Here is a 25,961-nt window from a genome sequence, read left to right on the forward strand (position 1 = left end):
CGCGGTGGCGGATGACAAGGAGAGGAATGTGAGGCGACTGCCGGGCATACTGTTACTCACAGGCGCAACGCTGGTCGTGATTGTCGCCCTGCTGGTGAGCGGGTTGCGTCTGGCTCTGCCGCATCTCAATACCTGGCGTCCCGCGCTGCTTGAGAAAATCAGCGCCGCCACTGGCGCGCCGGTGGACGCCAGCTATCTTCAGGCCTCCTGGCAAAATTTTGGTCCGACCCTGGAAGTTCGCGATATTAAAGCGGGCCTGAAAGAGGGCGGCGAACTCACGGTGAAACGCGTCACTCTGGCGCTGGACGTATGGCAGAGCCTGCTTCATGCGCGCTGGCAGTTTCGCGATCTGACGTTTTATCAGCTGAATATCCGCACCAATACCCCTTTTACCCCGAGTGAAAGCGGAGAGCCGATCCCGGCCAACAAAATCAGCGATCTGTTTCTGCGCCAGTTCGATCAGTTTGATCTGCGCGACAGCAATATCAGCTTTATCACCCTGTCCGGCCAGCGCGCCGAACTGGCCGTCCCCAGGCTGACCTGGCTTAATGGCCGGGATCGTCACCGTGCGGAAGGGTTAATCAGCCTCTCCAGCCTGACCGGCCAGCATGGCACTATGCAACTGCGTATGGACCTGCGTGATGATGAAGGCCTGCTGAGCACCGGCACCATCTGGCTCCAGGCCGACGATGTGGATGTTAAACCCTGGCTGGGCCGGTGGATGACCGATAACGTCTCGCTTTCCACTGCGCAGTTCAGCCTTGCCGCCTGGATGAACATTCGCAAAGGCGATATCGCCGACGGGGACGTCTGGCTGAAGCGCGGCGGCGCGTCCTGGCAGGGCGACAGCCAGCCGCATCATTTGCAGGTGGATAACCTGACCGCTCACCTGCGTAAAGAGGGTGAGGGCTGGCAGTTGGATATTCCGCGCACCAATATTTCCATTGACGATACGCCCTGGCCCGCTGGCGCATTAACCCTTGCATGGCTGCCAGGCCAGCAAGTCGGCGGCGTGGACCGCAAGTCCAGCGACGAGCTGCGCATCCGGGCCAATAACCTTGAACTCCAGGGACTGAATGGTCTGATCCCGATAACGACCAAACTCTCTCCTTCTTTTGGCGAGGTATGGAATACCCTGCGTCCCAGGGGGCATCTCAACACCCTGGCGCTGGATATCCCGTTGCAGGCCACCGAGAAAACCCGTTTCCAGGGCGAGTGGGACAACCTCTCCTGGAATCAGTGGAAGCTGATGCCGGGCGCGGAGAATTTCTCCGGCACCCTTTCCGGTAGTGTGGAAAATGGTCGCGTTACCGCCAGCATGAAACAGGCGAAGATGCCGTATGAAGGGGTATTCCGCGCGCCGCTGGAAATTGCCGATGGCCGGGCGACGCTGGAATGGCGCAAAGATGCCGAAGGGCTGACGCTGGATGGTAAAGATATTGATGTTAAAGCCACGGCGGTCCACGCGCGGGGCGACTTCCGCTACCAGCAACCGGTCGGCGACGAGCCGTGGCTGGCGATCCTCGCGGGCATTAGCACCGACGACGCATCCCAGGCGTGGCGCTACTTCCCGGAAAACCTGATGGGCAAGCATCTGGTGGATTACCTGAGCGGCGCGATCCAGGGCGGTCAGGCTGACAACGCCACACTGGTCTACGGCGGCAATCCGAAGCTGTTCCCGTATTATAAAAACGAAGGCCAGTTTGAAGTGCTGGTGCCGGTACGTAACGCCACCTATGCCTTCCAGCCCGACTGGCCTGCGCTGAAGGGCATTGATGTCGAACTCGACTTTATCAATGACGGTCTGTGGATGAAATCACCGGAAGCCATGCTGGGCGGCGTAAAAGGGCGCAACATTACCGCCAACATCCCCGATTACGCCAAAGAAAAACTGCTGATCGATGCCGACATTTCCGGGCCGGGCAAGGCGGTTGGACCCTATTTTAACGAGACGCCGCTGGATGATTCACTGGGCGCTGCGCTGGATGAACTCCAGCTCGATGGCGATGTGAATGCTCGCTTACATCTCGATATTCCGTTTACCGGCGAGCAGGTGACGGCGAAAGGCGATGTGGTACTGGACGATAACACGCTGTTTATCAAGCCCCTCGACAGTACCGTACATAACCTGAGCGGAAAATTCAGTTTCGTGAATGGCGATCTGCAAAGCGAACCGATGCGCGCCACCTGGTTCAATCAGCCGCTAAATCTGGATTTCAACACCAGGCAGGGCGATAAAGCCTATCAGGTTGGTATCAATCTGGATGCCAACTGGCAGCCGACGCGTACCGGACTGTTGCCGAAACCGATCAACGACGCGCTGGCTGGCCGCATGCCCTGGCAGGGCAAAGTCGGCATCACGCTGCCCTATAAAGGCAGCGCGCAGTATGACGTCGCGGTGAAGAGCGATTTAAAAGAAGTGAGCAGTCGCTTACCTTCTCCTGCAAGTAAGGACGCCGGAGAGCCTTTGCCTCTGACGGTAAACGTTAAAGGCGATCTGCGTGGATTCAACCTCACGGGCAATGCGGGCGACGGGCATCGTTTTAACAGCCGCTGGCTGCTGGGCAATAAACTCACTCTCGATCGCGGCATCTGGGTTTCTGACAGCAAAACCTTACCGCCATTGCCGGATCAGGCGGGCGTTGAACTTAATCTCCCGGCACTGGACGGCGCGGAGTGGCTGGGGCTGTTCCAGAAAGGGGCGGCGGATGACGTCAGCAACGCCACGCAGTTCCCGGATCATGTCACCCTACGCACCCCGGCGCTGACGCTGGGCGGACAGCAGTGGAATAACGTCAGCATTATTTCCCGCAGCGGGTTCCGGGGGAATGACGTCTCGGTGCAGGGCCGGGAAATCAACGGTTCGCTGGCAATGAATAAAACAGGCCCGTGGCTGGCTGAAATCAAATACCTCTATTTCAATCCGGTGTGGAGCGCAGTCACCGACGCCAAAGCGCCTGCCAGCCCGATACCTGACCAGCGCATTGATTTCAGCGGCTGGCCTGATGTGCAGCTGCGCTGCGCGGAGTGCTGGCTGTGGGGCCAGAAATATGGTCGCATCGACGGCGACGTTGCTATTTCGGGCGATACGCTGACATTATCACACGGCGTGGTCGACACCGGCTTCGCAAAGCTCACCGCTGAGGGCGAATGGGTAAACCGCATCACCGAGCCGCGCACCTCGCTAAAAGGCACTCTGAAAGGCAAGAAGATCGACGCCGCGACCAATTTCTTTGGCGTCTCCACGCCGATTCAGGGCTCGTCTTTCGATCTGGATTACGATCTCCACTGGCGGGATATGCCCTGGAAACCGGATGAAGCAACGCTCAATGGCATTTTGCATGCCCGTCTCGGCAAAGGACAAATCGCAGATGTCGACACCGGCCATGCCGGGCAACTGCTGCGCCTGATGAGCTTTGACGCCCTGCTGCGTAAGTTGCGTCTCGACTTCAGCGATACCTTTGGCGACGGGTTCTACTTTGACTCCATTCGCAGTACCGCGTGGATTAAAGAGGGCGTATTACACACCGACGATACGCTGGTGGATGGCCTGGAAGCGGACATCGCCATGAAAGGCTCGGTTGACCTGGCGCGCCGCCGTCTGGATATGGAAGCCATTATCGCGCCGGAAATTTCCGCCACCGTAGGCGTCGCCACGGCCTTCGTGGTCAACCCGATTGTTGGCGCAGCGGTATTTGCCGCCAGTAAGGTGCTTGGCCCGCTGTGGAGTAAAATCTCCGTGCTGCGTTACCATATCTCCGGCCCGCTTGATAAGCCGCAGATTAACGAAGTGCTGCGCGAACCCCGCGCCGGGAAGGCGCAATGATTTGACGGCATCAATGAATTGCCGCAAGCTCGATATTATGAATCCCCAGAAGAGTAGCGTACCGATGAGTCTGAACCTGGTAACTGAGCAGTTATTGTCTGCGAATGGCCTGAACCATCAAGATCTGTTTTCCATCCTCGGTCAACTGGCCGAACGCCGGGTGGATTACGGGGATCTGTATTTCCAGTCGAGCTATCACGAATCCTGGGTGCTGGAAGACCGCATCATCAAAGATGGCTCTTACAATATCGACCAGGGCGTGGGTGTACGCGCCGTGAGCGGCGAGAAAACCGGGTTTGCCTATGCGGACCAGGTCAGCCTGCTGGCTTTGGAACAAAGCGCTCATGCGGCGCGCAGTATTGTGCGCGAGCAAGGCGATGGCCGGGTGCAGACCCTGGGCGCAGTAGCGAATAAAGCGCTGTATACCTCGCTGGATCCGCTGCAAAGCCTGACTCGTGAAGAGAAGCTCGATATTCTGAAACGCGTCGACAGCGTGGCCCGTGCGGCAGACGCCCGCGTGCAGGAAGTGAATGCCAGCCTGACCGGCGTCTATGAACTGATTTTAGTGGCCGCGACCGACGGCACGCTGGCGGCGGATGTGCGCCCGCTGGTACGTCTGTCGGTCAGCGTGCAGGTTGAACAGGACGGCAAGCGCGAGCGCGGTTCCGCCGGCGGCGGCGGCCGTTTTGGCTATGAGTGGTTCCTCGAACAATCAGACGGCGACGTGCGTGCCGATGCCTGGGCGAAAGAAGCGGTACGCATGGCGCTGGTCAATCTTTCCGCGGTTGCCGCGCCAGCGGGCACGCTACCGGTGGTGTTAGGCGCAGGCTGGCCGGGCGTACTGCTGCACGAAGCGGTGGGTCATGGTCTGGAAGGCGACTTTAACCGTCGCGGCACTTCCGTCTTCAGCGGCCAGATGGGTCAGCGGGTGGCGTCGGAACTCTGCACCGTGGTGGACGACGGTACTATGGCTTCGCGCCGTGGTTCGGTGGCCATTGATGACGAAGGCGTGCCGGGCCAGTACAACGTGCTGATCGAAAACGGCATTCTCAAAGGCTATATGCAGGATAAACTCAACGCGCGCCTGATGGGCGTAGCGCCGACCGGCAACGGTCGTCGGGAATCCTATGCCCATCTGCCGATGCCGCGCATGACCAACACCTATATGCTGGCGGGCAAATCCACGCCGCAGGAAATTATTGAGTCGGTGGAGTACGGGATTTATGCGCCTAACTTTGGCGGTGGCCAGGTGGATATCACTTCTGGCAAGTTCGTGTTCTCTACCTCTGAAGCGTACCTGATCGAGAAAGGCAAAGTGACCACGCCGGTGAAAGGCGCGACCCTGATCGGCTCCGGCATCGAAGCCATGCAGCAGATTTCCATGGTCGGCAACGATCTGAAACTGGATAACGGCGTCGGCGTCTGCGGTAAAGAGGGCCAGAGCCTGCCGGTTGGCGTCGGCCAGCCAACCCTGAAGCTCGATAGCCTGACCGTGGGCGGTACGGCGTAATCTCTTCTGCACACCCTCTCTTAACGGAGAGGGTTTGATTAACGCGTCTCTTTACTCCCGAAGCGCCTCTCCTGATACAGCGTCGCCACCCCGGCGAAATAATCCGTCAGATAATTAATGCACACCTGCACCTTCAGCGGCAGTTTATCCCGTTCGGTATACAGCGCGTAAACCGGGCGCGGATCGGACTGGTAGCGCGGGAACAGGATTTCCAGATTGCCCCGGTTTATCTCGTCGATCACCCACATCAACGGCACATAGGCGATACCGGCACCTTCAATCAGCCAGCGCGACAAGGTCATCGGATCGTTGGTAACAAAACGTCCCTGCGGGATCAGGCGCGTGGAGATGCCCTCCGGCGCGATCAGCTCAAACTCGTTGTCCGGGCGCACGCTGTATTCCAGCCATGAATGATTGCCCAGATCCGAGGGTTTCTCCGGCGTGCCGTAGCGGGCGAGATAGGATTTAGCCGCGCACACCACCATCGGCATGGCGCCAAGCCGTCTCGAAAACAGGCTCGAATCCTGAAGCGCGCCGACGCGGATCACCACGTCCAGCCCGTCGGCGATCAGATCCGGCGCCGGGATGCCCGTCACCAGATTAACGGTCAGCCCCGGATATTCACGTAACATTTGCGCCGTCATTCCCGCCAGGACATTTTGTGCCATAGTTGAAGAACACCCAATGCGCAGGGTGCCAATCGGCGTGTTGTTAAAGGCGTAGAGCTGCTCATGCACCGATTGCACTTCATGGAGCATTTTACGGCAGCCCTGGTAATAGATTTTTCCCGCCTCGGTCAGCCCGATGCTGCGCGTACTGCGGTTTAACAGTTTGACCTGCAATTCATCCTCCAGCTTCGACACGGTCTGGCTGATGGACGAGACGCTCATGTCCAACTGTTTAGCGGCGCGGGTAAAAGAGCCTTGCTCAACAACCCGCGCGAAAATTGACATTCGTTTCAGGCGTTCCATTGTTCACTCTGAGTGAAAAGTGATTTAGATCACATATGATAGATGACTTATTATAAATTACGTTAATATATTATTAACGAGGTAACTAACCCGCACGCGTCCACAGTCCTTCCTGACTTTGTGCACCCGGTTATCCATCACTTATTCGCCTGCACGCTAATCAAGGTTCGTATGACTTTATTTCCGGTTATCGTGGTTTTCGGCCTCTCTTTTCCGCCGATATTCTTCGAGCTGCTTTTGTCACTGGCGATTTTCTGGCTGGTGCGCCGTTTGCTGACCCCGACAGGGATCTATGATTTTGTCTGGCATCCGGCATTGTTTAATACCGCGCTGTATTGCTGTCTGTTTTATCTGATATCGCGCTTATTTGTCTGAGGTTGATGTGAAAGCACTTACAAGAAAAATATCCCGAACGGCGATCACGCTGGTGCTGGTTGCGCTGGCCTTCGTCGCCATCTTTCGTGCCTGGGTTTACTACACCGAATCGCCGTGGACGCGCGATGCGCGTTTCAGCGCCGATGTGGTCGCTATCGCGCCTGACGTCGCCGGGCTGATTACTCAGGTAATGGTTCACGATAACCAGTTGGTTAAAAAAGATCAGGTGCTGTTCACCATCGACCAGCCGCGCTACCAAAAAGCGCTGGAAGAAGCCGAAGCGGACGTGGCTTACTACCAGGCGCTTGCCGCCGAAAAACGCCGCGAAGCCGGACGCCGTAATAAACTGGGCATCCAGGCAATGTCGCGCGAAGAGATTGACCAGTCCAACAACGTGCTGCAAACCGTGCTGCATCAGATGGCGCGCGCGCAAGCGACCCGCGATCTGGCGAAGCTGGATTTAGAACGTACCGTGATCCGCGCGCCTGCTGACGGCTGGGTGACCAACCTCAACGTATACGCCGGGGAGTTTATCACCCGCGGTTCGACCGCCGTGGCGCTGGTCAGGCAGCATTCATTCTATGTGCTGGCCTATATGGAAGAGACCAAGCTGGAAGGCGTGCGCCCTGGCTTTCGCGCAGAAATCACGCCGCTTGGCAGCAATCGCGTGCTGCACGGCACCGTGGATAGCGTCGCGGCGGGCGTCACCAACGCCAGCAGCAGCAACGACGGCAAAGGCATGGCGTCGGTGGATTCCAACCTCGAATGGGTGCGTCTGGCCCAGCGCGTGCCGGTACGTATTCGCCTGGATGAGCAGATCGGCAATCTGTTCCCGGCAGGGACTACCGCAACCGTGGTGATCACCGGCGAAACCGACCGGGATAACCGTAACGCATCGCCGTTTAATCGCCTGATGCACCGCCTGCGCGAATTCGGTTAAGCCCATGGGTATTTTTTCTATCGCGCCGCAGCACGTTCGTTTTGCGCTGAAACTGGCGACGGCCATCGTGCTGGCACTGTTTATCGGTTTCCATTTTCAGCTGGAAACCCCGCGCTGGGCGGTGTTGACCGCCGCGATTGTGGCGGCAGGCCCGGCGTTTGCCGCAGGCGGCGAGCCGTGGTCGGGGGCGATCCGCTATCGCGGGATGCTGCGTATCGTCGGGACCTTTATTGGCAGTATCGCCGCGCTGATTATTATCATTGCGATGATCCGCGCGCCGGTCGTGATGCTGATGGTGTGCTGTATTTGGGCCGGTTTTTGCACCTGGATCTCCTCGCTGGTTAAGGTCGAGAACTCCTATGCATGGGGGCTGGCGGGCTATACCGCGTTAATTATCGTCATCACCGTTCAGGCCGAGCCGCTGCTGACGCCGCAGTTCGCGGTAGAGCGCTGTAGCGAGATTGTAATCGGCATCTGCTGCGCCATTGCCGCCGACCTGCTGTTCTCCCCGCGCTCCATCAAGCAGGAAATCGACCGCGAACTGGATGCGCTGCTGGTGGATCACTATCGCCTGATGCAACTGTGTATCGCCCACGGCGACAGCGAGGCAGTGGATAAAGCCTGGGGCAACCTGGTGCGCCGCACCACGGCGCTGGAGGGGATGCGCAGCAACCTGAATATGGAATCGTCGCGCTGGGCGCGCGCCAACCAACGTTTAAAGGCCATTAATACGCTTTCCCTGACCTTAATTACCCAGGCCTGCGAAACCTGGCTGATCCAGAACACCCGCCCGGAAGCGGTGCCGCCGGAATACCACGCGTTTTTCAGCGAGCCGGTCGAAACGGTGGCGGATGTCCATAAGCGCCTGAAGTTTATTCGTCGCGCGCTGGCCTGGACCGGCGAGCGCGACACGCCGGTCACTATCTATAGCTGGGTGGGCGCGGCGACGCGCTTTCTGCTGCTGAAGCGCGGCGTGAACGGCAACACGCGCATCAGCGCCGTGGAGGGAGAAATCCTCGAAGGCGAAGTGGTGGTGAAAGCGGCCTCGGCAGAGCGTCATCACGCGATGATCAACTTCTGGCGCACCACGGTATCGTGCATGCTCGGCACGCTGTTCTGGCTGTGGACCGGCTGGACGTCCGGCAGCGGCGCGATGGTGATGATCGCCGTGGTGACGGCGCTGGCGATGCGCTTGCCTAACCCGCGGATGGTGTCGCTGGATTTCCTGCTGGGCACGCTGGCGGCGCTGCCGCTCGGGGCGTTTTACTTCCTGATCGTGCTACCTGCGACCCAGCAAAGCATGCTGCTGCTGTGCATCAGCCTGGCGCTGCTCGGGTTCTTTATCGGCATAGAAGTGCAAAAGCGGCGGCTGGGTTCGCTGGGCGCGCTGGCCAGTACCATCAACATTATCGTGCTGGATAACCCGATGACCTTTGAGTTCAGCCGCTTTCTCGACAGCGCCCTCGGCCAGATTGTGGGTTGCTTCCTGGCGATGATGGTGATCCTGCTGATCCGCGATAACTCTCAGGCGCAAACCGGACGTACCTTGCTCAACCGGTTTATGCTGGCGGCGGTGTCAGCAATGACCACCAATAAGGCGCGGCGCAAAGAGAATCATCTTCCGGCGTTGTATCAACAGCTGTTTTTGCTGCTCAGCAAATTTCCTGGCGATATTGCCAGGTTTCGCCTGGCGCTGAACTTTATCATCGCCCACCAGCGGCTGCGCGATGCGCCGATCCCGGTGAATGACGATCTGTCGGCGTTTCACCGCCAGTTGCGCCGCACCGCCGACCGGGTGGTATCGGCCTCCAGCGATGATAAGCACCGTCAGACGTTTTTGCAGTTGCTGGATGAGCTCGATATCTATCAGCAAAAGTTGCAGGCCTGGGAGGCGCCGCTGTCGGTCACCGAGTCGGTGAAGCGGTTGATCGCGATGCTGCGAAAATACCAGCATGCCCTGACAGATCATTGACGGCTGCCGCACAGCCTGAGAAACCGACGCCCGGGCGTCGGTTTTTTTGTAGCTATACTTAGCCGAGGTTCCAAAAAAGCACCATCCATCAGGAGGAAACGATGACAACACAAGCACTCCAGGACAGTGAATTCTTTCAGACGGGCTATCTGGTTAATGGCGAATGGCATCAGGCCGACGAAACCTTTGACGTACTGAATCCGGCAACGGGTGAAGTCATTGCCAAAGTGGCAAAAGCGGGTAAGAAAGAGACGCAGGCCGCTATCGCAGCAGCCAGCAAGGCATTTCCGGCCTGGCGGGAAAAGACGGCGAAAGAGCGTTCCACCTTGCTGTACCGCTGGTTTGAACTGATCAACGAAAACAAAAGCTGGCTGGCGCGGTTAATGACGCTGGAACAGGGTAAGCCGCTGAAAGAAGCGGAAGGCGAAGTGGACTATGCGGCCAGTTTTATCCAGTGGTTCGCCGAAGAGGCGAAACGCGCTAACGGCGAAATTATTCCTCCAGCCAAGCCGGGCTCGCGCATCCTGGCGACCCGCGAACCGGTGGGCGTGGTGGCGGCCATCACTCCGTGGAATTTCCCGATGGCGATGCTGACCCGCAAACTCGGTCCGGCGCTGGCTGCGGGCTGTACCGGGGTGATTAAACCCGCCAATAACACCCCGCTGTGCGCGTTTGCTCTACTGGCGCTGGCGAAAAAGGCGGGCATTCCGGATGGCGTGCTTAACGCCGTAGCCGGTAAGACGCCGGAAATCAGCGATGCGATTATGGAGAGCCATGAAGTACGCAAAATTTCGTTCACCGGGTCAACGGCGGTGGGTAAAACCCTGGTGCGCAACGCGGCGGAAACCATGAAAAAAGTCTCCATGGAGTTAGGGGGCAATGCGCCGTATATCGTGTTCGACGACGCGGATATCGATGCAGCGGTGAAAGGCGCGATCGCCAATAAATTCCGCAACGCCGGGCAGGTGTGCGTCAGCGTTAACCGCTTTTTTATTCAGGATGGCGTCTATGACCGCTTCGTCAATCAACTGGCTGAGGCGGTGAAGCAGTTAAAAGTCGGCAATGGCCTCGACGAGGGCGTGATTGTCGGACCGCTGATTGAGAAAGCGGGTGTGGATAAAGTACGCGAGCACGTGGAAGATGCCATCGCCAAAGGCGCGAAAGTGCTGGCGGGCGGTAAAGCACACGAACTCGGCGGCAATTTCTGGCAACCAACGGTGCTGATTGACGCCACAGACGACATGAAGCTCGCCCAGGAAGAGACTTTCGGGCCGCTGGCTGCCTGCTTCCGCTTCAGCAGCGAAGAAGAGGCCATCAGGCGCGCCAACAACACGCCGTATGGCCTGGCCGCCTACTTCTATACTCAAAATCTCCAGCGGGCATTCCGCGTCTCCTCGCAGCTGGAAAGCGGGATGATCGGCGTAAACGACTGCGCGGTTTCTACCGAACTTGGGCCGTTCGGCGGCGTGAAAGAGTCGGGGCTGGGGCGCGAAGGATCGGTGCTGGGGCTGGAGGAGTATCTGGAAGTGAAAACTCTGCATATCGGCGGACTGTAACCGGTGACCACATTGATGGGTGACGACCAATGCAAATTTACACTTTTGACTTTGATGAAATCACCGATCAGGCGGATTTTTATCGCGATTTTACCCGGATGTTTGGGCTGACGAAGCAGCAGGTGAATAATCTCGACAGTTTATGGGAGGTGGTGACGGAGGGGTATTTGCCGTTGCCGCTGGAGATCGAGTTCGTTCACTTATCGGAAGAAAACCGTCGGCGATTTGGGGCGTTGATTTTGCTGTTTGATGAAGCGGAAGAGGAGCTGGAAGGCCAACTCCGCTTCAATATTCGCCATTCATCGTGACCGAAAAAAGCCCCAGGCGAACTGGGGCAAGTCGTCGGACACGACGACGAGGTCTTACTTATACAGTTCTGCGGTAGCGTGCCAGGTGTCGCCGGTACGCGCTTCAATCACGCGGTACGCCGACGCGCCTTTCTGATCGGCTTTCTCAGCCAGCGCTTCACGCATATCCATCGGCGAGCTGCCGTGCTGGGCAACAGAGATGGTGCCCATGGATTGCAGGTTTTGGGCATCCTGTGCGCTAACTTGCTGTACCGCAGCGTTAGCACCGAAAGTCATCAGGGAAGCCAGAGTTACTGCGGCAAGGGTAAATGTTGTTTTCATCGTCGTTTCCTCGTTTGCTTTACTGTGGTCAGCAGGCGAACTCACTGTACGGACCACAGCATGAATGAATGTATGCAGGTGAAAGGGCTAATGCTTATTTGTACAGCTCAGCAGTGGCGTGCCATTCGTCGCCAGAATGCGCTTCGATAACGCGGTAGGCGGAGGCACCTTTTTCCTGCGCTTTCTGGTCGAGCATGTCATTCATGTCCATCGGTGAGCTGGTCACGGAAGAGACAGAGACGGTGCCGAGTGACTGACGACCCTGGGCCTGTTGCGCATCGATAGACGTTGCGGCAAAAGCGCCAAAGGAGAGCATTGAAAGCAGGCTTAACGTTGCTACGGTTGATTTAATTTTCATGATCGTTACCTCGTCGTATTTCTTATCTTTATCTTTGGGGTCTAATTTCGTGACCCTCATCACAAAATTAAGTATACACTAATCACGGAAAAAATTAATACCACGCTAATTATTTACAATGAAACTTTGTTTCCAGAAACGGACTTTTTATGCTCTGTGGTTATAAAAAATTCACCTTTAGTGCTTTTAAAAAATGCAAAGCCAGTAAAATCAGACAGATAAATGAATTTGATGATTTGTGCTTTTTAATTGAGATGTAATGAGGTTGTAACTTTTGACAGCGGGAGGGTGTTTCAGGGAGGTAATAAAAGCGATAACCGCCGCAGGCGCGGCGGTAGGTGTGAGCTTAAAGTTCTTGTTCGAACAGTACCAGAATGGCTTCGTACAGTTCTTTCACCGAGAAATCCTTCGCTGGGGTAGTAAAGATAGTGTCATCCCCGGCGATAGTGCCCAGGATCCCTTCCGCTTTACCCAACGAATCGAGCAGGCGCGCGATCAGCTGCGCTGCGCCCGGGCTGGTGTGGATGACGACCACCGCATTGTTGTAATCAATATCCAGCACTAAATTTTTAAGCGGACTGGAGGTGGTAGGGACGCCCAGTTCTGCCGGGAGGCAATACACCATCTCCATCTTAGCGTTACGGGTACGCACCGCGCCGAATTTGGTCAGCATGCGGGAAACTTTGGACTGGTTAATGTTCTCGTAACCTTCGTCCTGCAACGCCTGGACAATCTCTCCCTGAGAGCTGAATTTCTCTTCCTTTAATAACGCTTTGAAAGCTTTGACTAATTCTTCTTGTTTTGCCGAGCCGCGCATAGGTCACCTACAATCTGGCGAAAGAAACAACATTATTATGCATTTATCTGAATTTTTATGCAAATGCCAGGCCGAAAATGTGGCTGAAATAATGTTATGAAAGCGGCGGATTTTATCAAATTTTGTTATTGGTGAACATGCCTGCGTCACGACTCGAAAATATGCCATTAAGTAAATCAAATGTTATAAAATTGATGTTGTTTTGATGATTAAAGAGGGTGTAATGTAACCGCCTGTTGATATGTTGCTCCGGTAGCGATCCAGCTATTTTCCTGACGTGCGTGAAGGCTGTGCGAGTAAGAGCCGGTATGACTTCTCAATCTGAAGGTGAAAAGATTGTAATGACTTCCGCCCTGGAACATCATGGTCGCCATCCAAGGAGTAACGGCACTTTAATTGCAAATCATAATAAGGAGTTTAGGATGAAAGTTGCAGTCCTCGGCGCGGCCGGTGGTATTGGCCAGGCGCTTGCCCTTCTACTCAAGACCCAACTGCCTTCAGGTTCAGAACTCTCCCTCTACGACATCGCGCCGGTTACCCCGGGCGTCGCTGTTGATTTAAGCCATATCCCGACCGCGGTGAAGATCAAAGGCTTCTCCGGCGAAGACGCGACGCCGGCGCTGGAAGGCGCGGACGTGGTGCTGATTTCCGCAGGCGTGGCGCGTAAACCGGGTATGGATCGCTCTGACCTGTTTAACGTCAACGCGGGCATCGTGAAAAACCTGGTGCAGCAGATTGCGACCACCTGTCCGAAAGCGTGCATCGGTATCATCACTAACCCGGTTAACACCACTGTCGCCATTGCGGCAGAAGTGCTGAAAAAAGCCGGCGTTTACGATAAGAACAAACTGTTCGGCGTAACCACGCTGGATATCATCCGCTCCAACACTTTTGTGGCGGAACTGAAAGGCAAACAGCCGACCGACGTTGAAGTTCCGGTCATTGGCGGCCACTCTGGCGTGACCATTCTGCCGCTGCTGTCCCAGATCCCGGGCGTGAGCTTCTCCGAGCAGGAAGTGGCTGACCTGACCAAACGCATTCAGAATGCTGGCACCGAAGTGGTTGAAGCCAAAGCGGGTGGCGGATCGGCGACGCTGTCGATGGGCCAGGCGGCGGCACGTTTCGGCCTGTCGTTGGTTCGCGCGATGCAGGGCGAACAAGGCGTGGTGGAATGCGCCTATGTTGAAGGCGACGGCGAACATGCGCGCTTCTTCTCTCAGCCGCTGCTGCTGGGTAAAAACGGTATTGAAGAGCGCCAGAGCATCGGCACCCTGAGCGCGTTTGAACAGCAGGCGCTGGAAGGTATGCTCGATACCCTGAAAAAAGACATCACCCTGGGCGAAGAATTCGTTAACAAATAAGTCATCGTCGCGGGTTCAGAAAGCAAAACCGGAACATCAGTTCCGGTTTTTTTTCGCCTGTCAGTTGGTTGCCGGGTATTCCTGAATGGTGACCTGGAGCGTGAGTTTTTTATCATCACGCATCACCACCACCGGGATCACCGAGCCAGGGCGAATTTCCGCCACCTGGTCCATGGTTTCCAGCGCCGAAAGGGCGGGTTTGTTGTTTACCGAGACGATCACGTCGTTGACCTGAATACCGGCATGCGCTGCCGGGCCGTCCGGGGTCACCTCATTAACGATGATTCCCTGGATCTGATCGATGCCTGCCGCTGGGGCGTGCATCGGCGAGATTTCCCTCCCGCCAATACCGATATAGCCACGAATAACGCGGCCATCGCGGATCAGTTTGTCCATAATTTTAGTCGCCAGTTGAGTAGGGATAGCGAAGCCGATCCCTTCCGGCGTTTCGCCGTCGTTGCTTTTATCAAACGACAGCGTATTGATGCCCATTAACTCACCGAGCGAGTTGACCAGCGCACCACCGGAGTTGCCGTGGTTAATCGACGCATCGGTTTGCAAAAAACTTTGTCGACCAGACGGATTAAGGCCAATACGCCCGGTGGCGCTGATAATCCCCTGGGTAATAGTCTGGCCGAGGTTGTAGGGGTTGCCAATCGCCATCACCACGTCGCCGATATGCGGCATGCGTTTGCCGTTGATGGGAATAATCGGCAGCGAGGTGGCGTTGATTTTTAACACCGCCAGATCGGTCAGGCTGTCAGAGCCGACCAGCAGCGCTTCAAATACCCGTCCATCCTGCAACGCGACGATGATCTGGTCGGCATCGTTAATCACGTGTTTATTGGTGAGGATATAGCCGCGCTGATCCATGATCACCCCGGAACCCAGGGTGCGGATTTCAAGCTGATTACGCCCACCGTTGCTGACGCCGCGATTATAGACATTCACCACCGCAGGCGCGGCGCGGCGCACCGCCGAGTTATAGCTCAGCGGGGTGTCATCTGCGCTGTTATACGCAGGCGTCAATTCGGCGTCGTTTTTGCGTAATGACGGCATCAACGCCAGCAAAAGCGCAGCGACAATCAGTCCAAGAAAGACGGGCCGTAAAAGCTTCAGAAACATGGGTAAACGTTAGTTAGCAGGGAGACCGGGGCAGCATACCATGAGATTAGCGGACATCACACGCGCCGGTGTGATGTCCGTGAGGAAAACCCTTATCGTAACAGCAGATAGATACTGTCGTTGCCGCGCACGATATGCAACGCGATAACGGACGGTTTGGATTCCATCAGTTTGCGCATCTCAGCGATGGTGCTGACGCGATCGCTGTTAACGCCAATAATCACATCATCTTTATGCAAACCCGCCTGCGCCGCCGCGCTGCCTTTCTCGACGTTCTCGATGGTGACGCCTTTGGTGCCGTCTTTCAGCTGTCCGTCGCTCAGCGTCGCGCCCTGAAGGGCCGGGATAATCATATCCGCGCTGGCGGATGACGAGGTGCTTTTATCCAGCGTCACTTCCACATCCAGCGGCTTCCCGTCGCGCAGTAATCCTAATTTAACTTTGGTGCCCGGCGCGGTGGTGGCAATGCGCGAACGCAGTTCGGCAAAGCTACTCAGGGTTTTGCCGTTAAGGCTGACGATCACATCGCCAGATTTGATCCCGGCCTTTGCCGAACCGGAATTCGGCAACACTTCGCTGACGAATGCGCCGCGCTGGACGTTGAGATTAAAGGCTTTTGCCAGATCCGCGCTCATTTCGGTGCCTTTAATGCCTAACAGGCCGCGTTTGATTTCGCCGGACTGTATCAGCTGGGTCGCCAGGGTTTGCGCCATATTGCTCGGAATGGCGAAGCCGATGCCGACGCTGCCGCCGCCCGGCGCGAGGATCGCGGTGTTAATACCGATCAGCTCGCCGTTAAGGTTCAGCAGCGCGCCGCCGGAATTGCCGCGGTTAATCGAGGCGTCGGTCTGAATAAAGTTTTCCAGCCCTTCCAGATTGAGACCGCTGCGGCCCAGTGCGGAGATAATCCCGGAGGTGGCGGTTTGCCCCAGACCAAACGGATTGCCGACCGCCACGGCGAAGTCGCCGACACGCAGGGCATCGGAATCCGCAACGTTAATTTGCGTCAGGTTAGTGGCGTTCTGAAGTTGCAGCAGCGCGATATCGCTCTGATCGTCGCCGCCGATCAGTTTGGCATCGAATTCGCGGCCATCATTGAGCTGAACGCTGATTTTTTGCGCCTGATTAATGACGTGATTATTGGTCAGCACATAGCCTTTGGCCGCGTCGATAATGACGCCGGAGCCCAGGCCTTCAAACGGCTGCGCAGGCTGGTCGGGCATCTCTTCGCCGAAGAATTTCTTCAGTTCTTCCGGCACTTTTTGGCTCTGCGTGGCGGTGCCCTCAACCTGCACGCTGACCACCGCAGGCAGCACTTTTTCCAGCATCGGCGCAAGGCTCGGGATCGCCGCCTGACCCGGCACCTGGGACGGAATAGCCGCTGCCACCTGACTCGGTGTCGAGAGAGATAACCCGACACTTAACGCTAACGCACTCAACAACAGGGTTTGTTTTTTCATGAATGCTCGCTCTCGCAACCTGGAATAAGAAATGTCACCCAAAACGTGTCGATGTTATTGAATTCCCGAACGGGTAACAATGGAGACATTGTTTCGATTGATATCCTTTACTATACGTCAGGCACAAAAAAACAGGGCGCGAATATCGCGCCCTGAAGAAAAAATGCTGTGTAGCGATTAATCGCGTTTCGCACCGTTGCGCAGTAGACCGGATGCGCCTTCAGAATAATCGCGCGGCATCTGCACTGGCGCCTGATCGTTACCGGCTTCGGACTCTGCCAGACGGTTGCGGAACGGGTTAGACTCCGCCGACATTTCCGGCAGCAGGCTGCTGGAGCTTTTCGCCATGTGCTGATACAGCTGGCGATAGTCGTGGGCCATGTTATCCAGCAGTTCGGCGCTGCGGGCGAAATGGCTTACCAGTTCTTCGCGGTACTCTTCCAGCTCCGCCTTGTTTTTTTCCAGCTCGTACTGGAGGGCCTGTTGCTGACGTAATTTACGATTACCAAAGCGCATTGCGACGGCACCGATGATGATACCCACCACTAACCCAATTAGCGCGTATTCCCAGGTCATGAACATCTCCCGTTGTATTGTGTTTCCGTAGGGTAAGCATAGCGAGGTCTGCCTCACCTTCGCCCAATAATGCCACTATAACCGCTAACGGTGCAGAAGTGGAATCCTGGAGGCGCATCGCGTAGTGTAGTACGGCCTTTTTTTCGCCAGCCGTGATCTACGGCAAACCGATTTTCAAGGAATAACAACAACATCATGCAAAACCTTTCCCCCACATCGCGTTATCTTCAGGCACTTCAGGATAAATCCCATCAACCTGATGACGTCCAGCGCGAGGCGGTCAGCCGTCTCGATGCTATCTGGCAGGCACTGACGGCGAAGCGTGCCGAACCGTCGCAGGAGCAGGGGCTGAAAGCCGCGTTCAGCAAACTGCTGGGCAAACGCCCGAGCGCGCCGCCAGCGCCGGTACGCGGCTTATATATGTGGGGCGGCGTCGGGCGCGGCAAAACCTGGCTGATGGATATGTTCTACCAAAGCCTGCCGGGGGAGCGTAAGCAGCGTCTCCACTTTCACCGCTTTATGCTGCATGTGCATGAAGAGCTGGGGCAGTTGCAGGGGCAAACCGACCCGCTGGAAATCATCGCCGATCGGTTTAAAGCCAAAACCGATGTGCTGTGCTTTGACGAATTTTTTGTCTCTGATATCACCGACGCCATGCTGCTGGGCGGCTTAATGAAAGCGCTGTTCAGCCGGGGCATTACTTTGGTGGCGACCTCTAACATCCCGCCGGACGAGCTGTATCGCAACGGTTTACAGCGCGCCCGTTTTTTACCGGCGATAGAGGCCATCAAACAGTATTGCGATGTGATGAACGTTGACGCGGGGATTGATTACCGCCTGCGCACCCTGACCCAGGCGCACCTGTGGCTCACGCCGCTTAATGACGAGACGCGCCAGCAGATGGACACCCTGTGGCGGGCGCTGGCAGGCAGCACGCGGGCCAGCGCCCCGACGCTGGAAATCAATCATCGTCCGCTCGCGACAGTGGGCGTCGAAAACCAAACCCTGGCCGTGAGCTTCGAGACGCTGTGCGTCGAGGCGCGCAGCCAGCACGATTACATCGAGCTGTCGCGCCAGTTCCACACCGTGATACTGCATGACGTGGCGGTGATGACGCCGCGTATGGAAAGCGAAGCCCGGCGGTTTATCGCGCTGGTGGATGAGTTTTACGAACGCCACGTTAAGCTGGTGGTTTCCGCCGCCGCGCCGATGTTTGACATCTATCGCGGCGAGCGGCTGAAATTCGAGTTCCAGCGCTGCCTGTCGCGGCTTCAGGAAATGCAGAGCGAGGAATACCTCAAACGCGAGCATATGCCGTAACCATGCCGGGCGAGCGAGGTGGAAATCCTGCTTTCGTTCACAAAAAGTGGTCGATCTTTAAGGGCGACTTCTCTATAATCCTGCGACCCCACGTTACAAGAAGGTTTTTTTCCCAAAACTTTCTCTGCGCCGGCATAGGCTATTCGAAGGGGTAGGTTTGCTGGACAATGTCGTGTGAACCTCAACTGACTAAACGTTTGGGTGTTCACCAACGTGTAACTTATTTATTTGGGTAAGCTTTTAATGAAAACTTTTACAGCTAAACCAGAAACCGTAAAACGCGACTGGTATGTTGTTGACGCGACCGGTAAAACTCTGGGCCGTCTGGCTACTGAACTGGCTCGTCGCCTGCGCGGTAAGCATAAAGCGGAATACACTCCGCACGTTGATACTGGTGACTACATCATCGTTCTGAACGCAGAAAAAGTTGCTGTAACCGGCAACAAGCGTTCTGACAAAGTGTACTACCATCACACCGGCCACATCGGTGGTATCAAAGAAGCGACCTTTGAAGAGATGATTGCCCGCCGTCCTGAGCGTGTGATTGAAATCGCGGTTAAAGGCATGCTGCCAAAAGGCCCGCTGGGTCGTGCTATGTACCGTAAACTGAAAGTTTACGCGGGTAACGAGCACAACCACGCGGCACAGCAACCGCAAGTTCTGGACATCTAATCGGGATTATAGGCAATGGCTGAAAATCAATACTACGGCACTGGTCGCCGCAAAAGTTCCGCTGCTCGTGTTTTCATCAAACCGGGTAACGGCAAAATCGTTATCAACCAACGTTCTCTGGAACAGTACTTTGGCCGTGAAACTGCCCGCATGGTAGTTCGTCAGCCGCTGGAACTGGTCGACATGGTTGAGAAACTGGATCTGTACATCACTGTTAAAGGTGGTGGTATCTCTGGTCAGGCTGGTGCGATCCGTCACGGTATCACCCGCGCTCTGATGGAGTACGATGAGTCTCTGCGTTCTGAACTGCGTAAAGCTGGCTTCGTTACTCGTGACGCTCGTCAGGTTGAACGTAAGAAAGTCGGTCTGCGTAAAGCACGTCGTCGTCCGCAGTACTCCAAACGTTAATTCCTTTCTGCTCTGCAGAATCGAATGGCGAAAAAACCCGGTCCTGTACCGGGTTTTTTTATGGATGTTTACCTGGAAAAAACCTAAATCACTGGTGTGGCATTACTTTTAAGGCAAATCCCGCATCCCCTCACCACAAAGCCCTCAAAATCTGGTAAACTATCATCCAATTTTCTGCCCAAATGCTGGTAACTGTTCACATTTTGGTCTGAGCACGGGCTGCGATGTCAGTTCGGCAGGGAAGGGTAACCCATAAAGGCTGGCCGCCGTTGCGGCTGGCAGCAGTATTTTTCTGAATATACCTGGAGGTTTTCATGGCTGTCGCTGCCAACAAACGTTCGGTAATGACGCTGTTTTCTGGTCCTACTGATATCTATAGCCATCAGGTTCGTATCGTCCTGGCAGAGAAGGGTGTCAGTTTTGAAATCGAACATGTGGACGCCGATAACGTTCCGCAGGATCTGATCGACCTCAACCCGAATCAAAGCGTTCCGACCCTGGTAGACCGTGAACTGACGTTGTGGGAATCCCGCATCATCATGGAATACCTTGATGAGCGTTTCCCTCATCCTCCGCTGATGCCGGTCTACCCGGTGGCGCGCGGTGAAAGCCGTCTCTACATGCATCGTATCGAAAAAGACTGGTACAGCCTGATGGAGGTTGTTGTCAACGGTTCCGCGCAGGAAGCTGACAACGCGCGTAAACAGCTGCGTGAAGAGCTGCTGGCGATCGCCCCGGTATTTGGTCAAAAACCCTACTTCCTGAGCGATGAATTCAGCCTGGTGGACTGCTACCTGGCGCCGCTGTTGTGGCGTTTGCCGCAGCTGGGCATCGAACTGGCGGGCGCAGGCTCTAAAGAGCTGAAGGGCTACATGACCCGCGTATTCGAGCGCGACTCCTTCCTCGCTTCCCTGACGGAAGCCGAGCGCGAAATGCGTCTGCAAACCCGGGGCTAAACCGAATGGATATGTCGCAACTTTCTCCACGTCGTCCGTATCTGCTGCGAGCCTTCTATGAATGGCTGCTGGATAACCAGCTCACGCCGCACCTGGTCGTGGATGTGACGTTGCCGGGCGTTAACGTGCCGATGGAATACGCGCGTGACGGTCAAATCGTGCTGAACATCGCGCCGCGCGCGGTGGGCAATCTGGAGCTGTCCAACGACGAAGTGCGTTTTAACGCACGTTTCGGCGGTGTGCCGCGCCAGGTGTATGTCCCGCTGGCGGCGGTGCTGGCGATTTATGCACGTGAAAACGGCGCAGGCACCATGTTTGAGCCGGAATCCGCTTATGATGAAGAAGCGTCCAGCTTAAACGATGATGATTCAGGCATGGCGGAAAATGAAACCGTGATGTCAGTTATCGACGGCGACAAACCCGATCATGAAGACGATTCGCCGGATGACGATCCGCCGCCGCGCGGTGGCCGTCCGTCGCTACGCGTTGTGAAGTAAAAAAAGCCAGGGCATAAACCCTGGCTTTTTTATGTCTGAATACAACGCTGCGTTTACGGCTGCTCTTCAGCCAGCTCGCGCAGGTACTGGAAAATCAGGCGCGCGGATTTCGGCGGCTTATTGCCTTCTTTTTCTTTCTTCGCGTTGCGGATCAGCGAGCGCAGCTGCTGGCGATCGGCCTGCGGCCACAGCTTCAGCACTTCCGGCACCGCGTCATCGCCTTCTTCAATCAGACGATCGCGCAGTATCTCCAGCTTATGGAACAGCGCAACCTGCTGGTTATGGCGGTTTTTGAGCTTATCAAGCGCCTGACGAATAGGTTCGACATCGCGGTTACGCAACATTTTACCGATAAGCTGAAGCTGGCGGCGGCGACCCTCTTTTTTGATTTTCTGCGCCAGCTCGATCGCGGCACGCAGTTCCTCATCCAGCGGGATTTTATCCAGCGCGTTTTTACCCAGCTCAACCATTTCAAGGCCGAGGCGCTTTAACTCTTCGGCGTCGCGTTTAATCTCGCTTTTACTGACCCAGATAATTTCATCATCGTCGTCTTCGTTTTCATTATCGGGCACGTCGTCGAGCCAGTCTTCGGGCTGCTTTGTCATTTCAGGCTCCTTAAAAAAAGAGGCTAATACTATCAGTAATGGCGCGCACTGCGAAATGGTTCTCTGTTAGACTCACTTAAGACGTTTCGAATTATCACCTTACATTATGGCACTCGCGATGAAAGTAATCACACAAGTTGAAGCGCAGCGCAAAACGCTGGAACAGGCTGTCTCTCAGGCGCTGGAGCTCGCTGCCGGTAAAGCCGACGGTGCGGAAGTGGCGGTCAGTAAAACCACCGGCATCAGCGTCAGTACCCGCTACGGTGAAGTGGAAAACGTAGAATTCAACAGCGATGGTGCGCTGGGCATTACGGTTTATCACCAGAACCGTAAAGGCAGCGCCTCGTCCACCGATTTAAGCCCCGATGCCATTGCCCGCACCGTGCAGGCGGCGCTGGATATCGCCCGCTACACCTCGCCGGACCCGTGCGCGGGCGTGGCGGATAAAGAATTGCTGGCATTCGACGCCCCGGATCTGGATCTGTTCCACCCGGCGGAAGTTGACGCCGATCGCGCCATCGAACTGGCGGCGCGCGCCGAAGAAGTGGCGCTGAAAGCCGATAAACGCATCACCAATACCGAAGGCGGCAGCTTTAACAGCCACTACGGCATCAAAGTGTTCGGCAACAGCCATGGCATGCTGCAAAGCTACTGTTCAACCCGCCACTCGCTCTCCAGCTGTGTGATTGCCGGGCAGGACGGCGATATGGAGCGCGATTACGCCTATACCATTGGCCGCGCTATGGAAGACTTACGCTCACCGGAATGGGTGGGCGAAGAGTGCGCCCGGCGCGCTTTATCACGTCTGGCGCCGCGCAAGCTCTCCACCATGAAGGCACCGGTGATTTTCGCCCGTGAAGTGGCCACCGGCCTGTTTGGTCACCTGGTCGGCGCGATTGCAGGCGGGGCGGTGTACCGTAAATCCACCTTCCTACTGGATTCGCTGGGCAAACAAATTTTGCCGGACTGGCTGACGATTGAAGAGCATCCGCATCTGCTGAAAGGGCTGGCCTCCACGCCGTTCGACAGCGAAGGCGTACGCACCGAGCGTCGCGATATCATTAAAGACGGCGTGCTCCAGCAGTGGCTGCTGACCAATTACTCCGCGCGCAAACTGGGCTTAACCAGCACCGGCCATGCGGGCGGCATCCATAACTGGCGCATCAACGGGCGCGGCCTGGGCTTTGAGGATCTGCTGAAAGAGATGGGTACCGGCCTGGTGGTTACTGAACTGATGGGCCAGGGCGTCAGCGGCATTACCGGAGATTACTCCCGCGGCGCTGCCGGCTTCTGGGTGGAAAATGGCGTGATCCAGTACCCGGTGAGTGAAATCACCATCGCCGGAAATCTCAAAGACATGTGGCGCAACATCGTCACCCTTGGCGACGATATCGAAACGCGCAGCAATATTCAGTGTGGTTCGGTGTTACTGCCGGAGATGAAAATCGCCGGTCAGTGATATCAAAATGGGCGCGAGGCATCGCGCCTTTTTTATAACTAAAAAAGGTGACCTAATGCGTAAGCAACTGATTGCAATGTTAGCCGTATCGTCTGTGTTATTCAGTGCCGCCGGTCTGGCGAAGGATCTTGAAGATGATATGGACATCCTCAACGACAATCTCAAAATCGTGCAAAAAACGGATAATGCCGGTGAGATGAAAACCGCATTGACCGCGATGCGTACCGCCGCGCTGGATGCGCAGAAGGGCACGCCGCCGAAGCTGGAAGACAAAGCGCCGGACAGCCCGGAAATGAAAGATTTCCGCCATGGGTTACAGACGCTGGTCGGGCAAATCGACGGCGCGCTGAAGCTGGCGAATGAAGGGAAAATCAAAGAGGCGCAGGCGGCAGCCGAAGAGTTTAAAACCACCCGCAACGCCTATCACAAGAAGTACCGTTAATCGCTTTCTCGCTGGCGGGAGACGGCTGGCTCCCGCTTTCCCTGCACGTTTTGCCATAAGTAAATCCAATCCCTGTCACAATTCTTGCTTTCTGTTTCCAGCCTGATTGTTGGTTTCCGGGGCGGTTTTTGTCGTTTTCCCGCGATACCCATCACAGATTTCCAGCGATAATTCGGCGAACCCGCCTTTTCTGTGGAACAGATCACTCTCACCCCCCGCCTTTCCACTTCGAAGTGGAAAACAACTCGCTACAAACTCTTAACCCCTGTCGTTACTTTTACCCCAGAGCCATTAACGGGGTAACGCGAGTGAATAACGGAGCAGTAATCAACGACGGGGGAGCGCAGGCGACGCAGATCGGCGATTTGGCCGAGCGCATGCTGGCGCAGGTGTATGCCTTACTCCGACATCACCAGATCATTCCCAATGCGGTCCAGGAACAGATGCTGACATCGCACGTTCGCGCCATGGCGCACCGGTCGGTGACCGGCGAGCCGTTGCCGGAAGTGGATGCCAGTTTATTTGACGAAATTTCTGCCGAGTCGATGGCGCTGGCCCGTGAGGTCGTCGCCGCGTTCGGCAATCTTCCCGATGAAGAAGCCTGGCTGCTGTCGGTGCATTTCGAAGTCGCGAAAGACAACCTTTAAGGAGCAAAAAATGGAACAGATTACAGTCGTGATTGGCGATCGTCTGGGTAAAGGCCAGAAAGTGGCGGCAGGCGTAGAAAAAGCCGGTGGTCGCGCGGTAGTCGTGCCGGGCGTGGCGGCGGACATGAAACTGGGCGACGTGATGAAAGCGGAAAACGCCACCTTTGGCATTTCGTTTTGCGGCAGCGGCGGCGCGGGTGCCATCACCGCGCAGACCAAATACGGCTACAAAGCCAAATACGGCATGCGCTCGGTGGATGAAGGCGTGACCGCCATCAACGAAGGCTGCAACGTGCTGGGGTTCGGCTTTATGGATAAAGAAGAGCTGGGCGAGCGTCTGGTGCAGGCGTGGCAGAAGAAACACGGCGCCTGAGTATGAAAGAACAATTCACCACCACGGTGAGCGTCTCCGGCAAAGGCGATGCCAGGGCGCGCGCCTTTGCCGACGCCCTGAACCACGTTCAGGCAGCGGTGATGAAAGCCTCGCCGCATATCTTACTGCGTATTGAGCCACAGGATGTGCAGGTTGTTCAAGCGCGTGAAACGGTGCGTAAAGAAGCCTTTCTGTTCTTCTTTTTGCGCCGGGAACGACGCACATACAGCGTGGAGCTGAATGTGACCGTCAACGTGACAGCCATCAATCTCGACAAGGTGGATTTCGTCGCGCAACGCTGATTCTGACTAAAAAGGGCAGACTAATGTTCCTGATAATATTAATAAAATCGCTCATTATCGGCGGCCTGGTTGGCGTCGGCGTGGGCGCTGGGGCTGCACGCATGTTTCATGCGCCGACCACACAAGGGATGGGCGCGTTTCGTACTTTGGGGGAACTGAACTCCTGTGAAGGGGATCCGGCTTCTCACTTCTCCTTCGGTCTGGGCTTCTTCTTCAACGCCTGGGCCTCGTCGGTGGCGGCGGGCTCGTTCACTCAGGACGTCGATCACCGCATCATTCCTAACTGGGGCGCGGCGGCGCTGATGGTTAAAAACCGCAACGTCGGCGAAACCCTGCACGATCCGAAGAAAATGGCCATCGCCTGCGGCGTCATCGGCATGATCGTGGTGACGTTCCTCAACCTCACCGCCTCTTCCGTTCCGGAAGCGTTGCAGGTTACCGCCGTGAAGGTGCTGGTGCCTGCGGCTAACCTGCTGGTCAACACCGTGATGCCGGTGATCTTCTGGCTGGCGGCCATCGACGCCGGTAAAAAGTCCGGTTTCTGGGCTACCGTATTCGGCGGCGCGGCGCAGCTGATCATGGGCAACGCTGTTCCGGGCCTGGTGTTAGGCATCCTGATCGGTAAAGGCGTGGAAGAGAGCGGCTGGAACCACGTCACCAGAGTGATGATGGTCGCCATCGTGCTGCTGTTCGTGCTGAGCGGATTCTTCCGTGGCTTCGACATGAAGATGATCGAATCCTTCCATATGACCGTGCCTAACTGGCTCGAACTGATCCACAACTCGCTGAGCGGCAAATAACGGA

Annotated in this window: 27 protein-coding genes; 19 read left to right on the forward strand and 8 right to left on the reverse strand. The window is 56.2% G+C overall.

The features are described from left to right. The first annotated feature begins 28 nt into the window (after positions 1-28). Both yhdP and tldD read left to right on the forward strand, forming a co-directional pair. Entirely contained in the window at positions 29-3,826 is a 3,798-nt protein-coding gene (yhdP, locus tag GV764_RS05335; RefSeq protein ID WP_161659229.1) for an AsmA2 domain-containing protein YhdP, read from the forward strand. Between the two features lie 64 nt (positions 3,827-3,890). Next, a complete protein-coding gene (tldD, locus tag GV764_RS05340; RefSeq protein ID WP_161659230.1) occupies positions 3,891-5,336 on the forward strand; it encodes a metalloprotease TldD in 1,446 nt (481 codons plus the stop codon). A gap of 38 nt (positions 5,337-5,374) precedes the next feature. Here the strand turns inward: tldD and aaeR are convergent, their stop codons facing one another. Next, positions 5,375-6,307 carry an HTH-type transcriptional activator AaeR gene (gene aaeR, locus GV764_RS05345; protein ID WP_161659231.1) on the reverse strand — a complete coding sequence of 311 codons (933 nt, stop codon included), beginning with the start codon at positions 6,305-6,307 and terminating at the stop codon, positions 5,375-5,377. 171 nt (positions 6,308-6,478) lie between these two features. On the opposite strand from aaeR, the gene aaeX reads away from it, so the two are divergent. The 5 genes from aaeX (at position 6,479) to GV764_RS05370 (ending at position 11,458) form a co-directional block, all read left to right on the forward strand. Further along, entirely contained in the window at positions 6,479-6,682 is a 204-nt protein-coding gene (gene aaeX / locus GV764_RS05350; protein ID WP_161659232.1) for a p-hydroxybenzoic acid efflux pump operon protein AaeX, read from the forward strand. 7 nt (positions 6,683-6,689) lie between these two features. Continuing rightward, a complete protein-coding gene (gene aaeA / locus GV764_RS05355) occupies positions 6,690-7,622 on the forward strand; it encodes a p-hydroxybenzoic acid efflux pump subunit AaeA (protein ID WP_161659233.1) in 933 nt (310 codons plus the stop codon). 4 nt (positions 7,623-7,626) lie between these two features. Next, on the forward strand, positions 7,627-9,594 hold the full coding sequence (gene aaeB / locus GV764_RS05360) for a p-hydroxybenzoic acid efflux pump subunit AaeB (RefSeq protein WP_161659234.1): 1,968 nt from the start codon (positions 7,627-7,629) through the stop codon (positions 9,592-9,594). Positions 9,595-9,695: 101 nt separating this feature from the next. Continuing rightward, positions 9,696-11,150 (forward strand): NAD-dependent succinate-semialdehyde dehydrogenase, encoded by a 1,455-nt coding sequence (locus GV764_RS05365; RefSeq protein WP_161659235.1) that lies wholly within the window; start codon positions 9,696-9,698, stop codon positions 11,148-11,150. Between the two features lie 29 nt (positions 11,151-11,179). Next, on the forward strand, positions 11,180-11,458 hold the full coding sequence (locus GV764_RS05370; protein ID WP_125292997.1) for a barstar family protein: 279 nt from the start codon (positions 11,180-11,182) through the stop codon (positions 11,456-11,458). 54 nt (positions 11,459-11,512) lie between these two features. Here GV764_RS05370 and yhcN (GV764_RS05375) read toward each other — a convergent pair whose 3' ends face one another. The 3 genes from yhcN (GV764_RS05375) to argR form a co-directional block, all read right to left on the reverse strand. Next, on the reverse strand, positions 11,513-11,779 hold the full coding sequence (yhcN, locus tag GV764_RS05375; RefSeq protein WP_161659236.1) for a peroxide/acid stress response protein YhcN: 267 nt from the start codon (positions 11,777-11,779) through the stop codon (positions 11,513-11,515). A 94-nt stretch (positions 11,780-11,873) separates the two neighbouring features. Then, entirely contained in the window at positions 11,874-12,137 is a 264-nt protein-coding gene (gene yhcN, locus GV764_RS05380) for a peroxide/acid stress response protein YhcN (RefSeq protein ID WP_161659237.1), read from the reverse strand. 346 nt (positions 12,138-12,483) lie between these two features. Further along, positions 12,484-12,954, reverse strand: coding sequence for a transcriptional regulator ArgR (gene argR / locus GV764_RS05385; protein ID WP_125293000.1), 471 nt, complete (start codon positions 12,952-12,954; stop codon positions 12,484-12,486). Positions 12,955-13,376: 422 nt separating this feature from the next. Between argR and mdh the strand changes: the two genes are divergently transcribed. Then, positions 13,377-14,315, forward strand: a complete 939-nt coding sequence (gene mdh / locus GV764_RS05390; protein WP_125293001.1) for a malate dehydrogenase — start codon at positions 13,377-13,379, stop codon at positions 14,313-14,315. Between the two features lie 60 nt (positions 14,316-14,375). On the opposite strand, the gene degS is transcribed toward mdh, so the two are convergent. The 3 genes from degS to zapG all read right to left on the reverse strand — a co-directional run bounded on the left by degS (position 14,376) and on the right by zapG (position 17,476). After that, positions 14,376-15,440 carry an outer membrane-stress sensor serine endopeptidase DegS gene (degS, locus tag GV764_RS05395; protein WP_161659238.1) on the reverse strand — a complete coding sequence of 355 codons (1,065 nt, stop codon included), beginning with the start codon at positions 15,438-15,440 and terminating at the stop codon, positions 14,376-14,378. A 92-nt stretch (positions 15,441-15,532) separates the two neighbouring features. Continuing rightward, positions 15,533-16,900: a serine endoprotease DegQ gene (gene degQ, locus GV764_RS05400; RefSeq protein ID WP_161659239.1), complete on the reverse strand. Its 1,368-nt coding sequence runs from the start codon at positions 16,898-16,900 to the stop codon at positions 15,533-15,535. 177 nt (positions 16,901-17,077) lie between these two features. Then, positions 17,078-17,476 (reverse strand): Z-ring associated protein ZapG, encoded by a 399-nt coding sequence (gene zapG, locus GV764_RS05405; RefSeq protein WP_161659240.1) that lies wholly within the window; start codon positions 17,474-17,476, stop codon positions 17,078-17,080. A 195-nt stretch (positions 17,477-17,671) separates the two neighbouring features. On the opposite strand from zapG, the gene zapE reads away from it, so the two are divergent. The 5 genes from zapE to sspB all read left to right on the forward strand — a co-directional run bounded on the left by zapE (position 17,672) and on the right by sspB (position 21,329). Further along, positions 17,672-18,796: a cell division protein ZapE gene (gene zapE / locus GV764_RS05410; RefSeq protein ID WP_161659241.1), complete on the forward strand. Its 1,125-nt coding sequence runs from the start codon at positions 17,672-17,674 to the stop codon at positions 18,794-18,796. Between the two features lie 243 nt (positions 18,797-19,039). Further along, positions 19,040-19,468, forward strand: a complete 429-nt coding sequence (gene rplM, locus GV764_RS05415) for a 50S ribosomal protein L13 (protein ID WP_043956368.1) — start codon at positions 19,040-19,042, stop codon at positions 19,466-19,468. Between the two features lie 15 nt (positions 19,469-19,483). Further along, the gene (gene rpsI / locus GV764_RS05420) at positions 19,484-19,876 is read left to right on the forward strand and encodes a 30S ribosomal protein S9 (RefSeq protein WP_002437466.1); all 393 of its coding nucleotides are present in this window, start codon (positions 19,484-19,486) and stop codon (positions 19,874-19,876) included. Between the two features lie 314 nt (positions 19,877-20,190). After that, complete coding sequence (gene sspA, locus GV764_RS05425; protein WP_125293005.1) at positions 20,191-20,832, forward strand: stringent starvation protein SspA; 642 nt, start codon at positions 20,191-20,193, stop codon at positions 20,830-20,832. Positions 20,833-20,837: 5 nt separating this feature from the next. Continuing rightward, positions 20,838-21,329: a ClpXP protease specificity-enhancing factor gene (gene sspB, locus GV764_RS05430; RefSeq protein WP_161659242.1), complete on the forward strand. Its 492-nt coding sequence runs from the start codon at positions 20,838-20,840 to the stop codon at positions 21,327-21,329. Positions 21,330-21,382: 53 nt separating this feature from the next. Here the strand turns inward: sspB and yjgA are convergent, their stop codons facing one another. Then, positions 21,383-21,934, reverse strand: a complete 552-nt coding sequence (yjgA, locus tag GV764_RS05435) for a ribosome biogenesis factor YjgA (protein WP_161659243.1) — start codon at positions 21,932-21,934, stop codon at positions 21,383-21,385. A 106-nt stretch (positions 21,935-22,040) separates the two neighbouring features. Here yjgA and pmbA point away from each other — a divergent pair, with 106 nt between their 5' ends. The 6 genes from pmbA to GV764_RS05465 all read left to right on the forward strand — a co-directional run bounded on the left by pmbA (position 22,041) and on the right by GV764_RS05465 (position 25,957). Next, positions 22,041-23,393 carry a metalloprotease PmbA gene (gene pmbA, locus GV764_RS05440; protein WP_161659244.1) on the forward strand — a complete coding sequence of 451 codons (1,353 nt, stop codon included), beginning with the start codon at positions 22,041-22,043 and terminating at the stop codon, positions 23,391-23,393. A 55-nt stretch (positions 23,394-23,448) separates the two neighbouring features. Then, positions 23,449-23,835, forward strand: coding sequence for a cytochrome b562 (gene cybC, locus GV764_RS05445; protein ID WP_161659245.1), 387 nt, complete (start codon positions 23,449-23,451; stop codon positions 23,833-23,835). A 308-nt stretch (positions 23,836-24,143) separates the two neighbouring features. Then, positions 24,144-24,482 (forward strand): glycine dehydrogenase, encoded by a 339-nt coding sequence (locus tag GV764_RS22070; RefSeq protein ID WP_161659246.1) that lies wholly within the window; start codon positions 24,144-24,146, stop codon positions 24,480-24,482. Between the two features lie 10 nt (positions 24,483-24,492). Further along, a complete protein-coding gene (locus GV764_RS05455) occupies positions 24,493-24,855 on the forward strand; it encodes an SFCGS family glycine-rich protein (protein ID WP_003830384.1) in 363 nt (120 codons plus the stop codon). A gap of 2 nt (positions 24,856-24,857) precedes the next feature. Next, positions 24,858-25,157 carry a DUF4312 family protein gene (locus GV764_RS05460; protein WP_161659247.1) on the forward strand — a complete coding sequence of 100 codons (300 nt, stop codon included), beginning with the start codon at positions 24,858-24,860 and terminating at the stop codon, positions 25,155-25,157. A gap of 23 nt (positions 25,158-25,180) precedes the next feature. After that, complete coding sequence (locus tag GV764_RS05465) at positions 25,181-25,957, forward strand: DUF4311 domain-containing protein (RefSeq protein ID WP_161659248.1); 777 nt, start codon at positions 25,181-25,183, stop codon at positions 25,955-25,957. Positions 25,958-25,961 lie beyond the last annotated feature (4 nt).

This window comes from Atlantibacter hermannii (assembly GCF_009907385.1).
Lineage (GTDB): Bacteria > Pseudomonadota > Gammaproteobacteria > Enterobacterales > Enterobacteriaceae > Atlantibacter > Atlantibacter hermannii_A.

What these genes read in the sequence shown, in the direction of transcription:
- cybC (WP_161659245.1), top strand. Translation starts at nt 23,449, where the DNA reads ATGCGTAAGCAACTGATTGCAATGTTAGCCGTATCGTCTGTGTTATTC.
- zapE (WP_161659241.1), top strand. Translation starts at nt 17,672, where the DNA reads ATGCAAAACCTTTCCCCCACATCGCGTTATCTTCAGGCACTTCAGGAT.
- yhcN (WP_161659236.1), bottom strand. Translation starts at nt 11,779, where the DNA reads ATGAAAACAACATTTACCCTTGCCGCAGTAACTCTGGCTTCCCTGATG.
- degQ (WP_161659239.1), bottom strand. Translation starts at nt 16,900, where the DNA reads ATGAAAAAACAAACCCTGTTGTTGAGTGCGTTAGCGTTAAGTGTCGGG.
- sspA (WP_125293005.1), top strand. Translation starts at nt 20,191, where the DNA reads ATGGCTGTCGCTGCCAACAAACGTTCGGTAATGACGCTGTTTTCTGGT.
- aaeB (WP_161659234.1), top strand. Translation starts at nt 7,627, where the DNA reads ATGGGTATTTTTTCTATCGCGCCGCAGCACGTTCGTTTTGCGCTGAAA.
- aaeR (WP_161659231.1), bottom strand. Translation starts at nt 6,307, where the DNA reads ATGGAACGCCTGAAACGAATGTCAATTTTCGCGCGGGTTGTTGAGCAA.
- mdh (WP_125293001.1), top strand. Translation starts at nt 13,377, where the DNA reads ATGAAAGTTGCAGTCCTCGGCGCGGCCGGTGGTATTGGCCAGGCGCTT.
- GV764_RS05370 (WP_125292997.1), top strand. Translation starts at nt 11,180, where the DNA reads ATGCAAATTTACACTTTTGACTTTGATGAAATCACCGATCAGGCGGAT.
- pmbA (WP_161659244.1), top strand. Translation starts at nt 22,041, where the DNA reads ATGGCACTCGCGATGAAAGTAATCACACAAGTTGAAGCGCAGCGCAAA.
- yhcN (WP_161659237.1), bottom strand. Translation starts at nt 12,137, where the DNA reads ATGAAAATTAAATCAACCGTAGCAACGTTAAGCCTGCTTTCAATGCTC.
- tldD (WP_161659230.1), top strand. Translation starts at nt 3,891, where the DNA reads ATGAGTCTGAACCTGGTAACTGAGCAGTTATTGTCTGCGAATGGCCTG.
- yjgA (WP_161659243.1), bottom strand. Translation starts at nt 21,934, where the DNA reads ATGACAAAGCAGCCCGAAGACTGGCTCGACGACGTGCCCGATAATGAA.
- GV764_RS05465 (WP_161659248.1), top strand. Translation starts at nt 25,181, where the DNA reads ATGTTCCTGATAATATTAATAAAATCGCTCATTATCGGCGGCCTGGTT.
- GV764_RS05460 (WP_161659247.1), top strand. Translation starts at nt 24,858, where the DNA reads ATGAAAGAACAATTCACCACCACGGTGAGCGTCTCCGGCAAAGGCGAT.
- rplM (WP_043956368.1), top strand. Translation starts at nt 19,040, where the DNA reads ATGAAAACTTTTACAGCTAAACCAGAAACCGTAAAACGCGACTGGTAT.
- sspB (WP_161659242.1), top strand. Translation starts at nt 20,838, where the DNA reads ATGGATATGTCGCAACTTTCTCCACGTCGTCCGTATCTGCTGCGAGCC.
- zapG (WP_161659240.1), bottom strand. Translation starts at nt 17,476, where the DNA reads ATGACCTGGGAATACGCGCTAATTGGGTTAGTGGTGGGTATCATCATC.
- rpsI (WP_002437466.1), top strand. Translation starts at nt 19,484, where the DNA reads ATGGCTGAAAATCAATACTACGGCACTGGTCGCCGCAAAAGTTCCGCT.
- argR (WP_125293000.1), bottom strand. Translation starts at nt 12,954, where the DNA reads ATGCGCGGCTCGGCAAAACAAGAAGAATTAGTCAAAGCTTTCAAAGCG.
- degS (WP_161659238.1), bottom strand. Translation starts at nt 15,440, where the DNA reads ATGTTTCTGAAGCTTTTACGGCCCGTCTTTCTTGGACTGATTGTCGCT.
- aaeX (WP_161659232.1), top strand. Translation starts at nt 6,479, where the DNA reads ATGACTTTATTTCCGGTTATCGTGGTTTTCGGCCTCTCTTTTCCGCCG.
- GV764_RS05365 (WP_161659235.1), top strand. Translation starts at nt 9,696, where the DNA reads ATGACAACACAAGCACTCCAGGACAGTGAATTCTTTCAGACGGGCTAT.
- GV764_RS05455 (WP_003830384.1), top strand. Translation starts at nt 24,493, where the DNA reads ATGGAACAGATTACAGTCGTGATTGGCGATCGTCTGGGTAAAGGCCAG.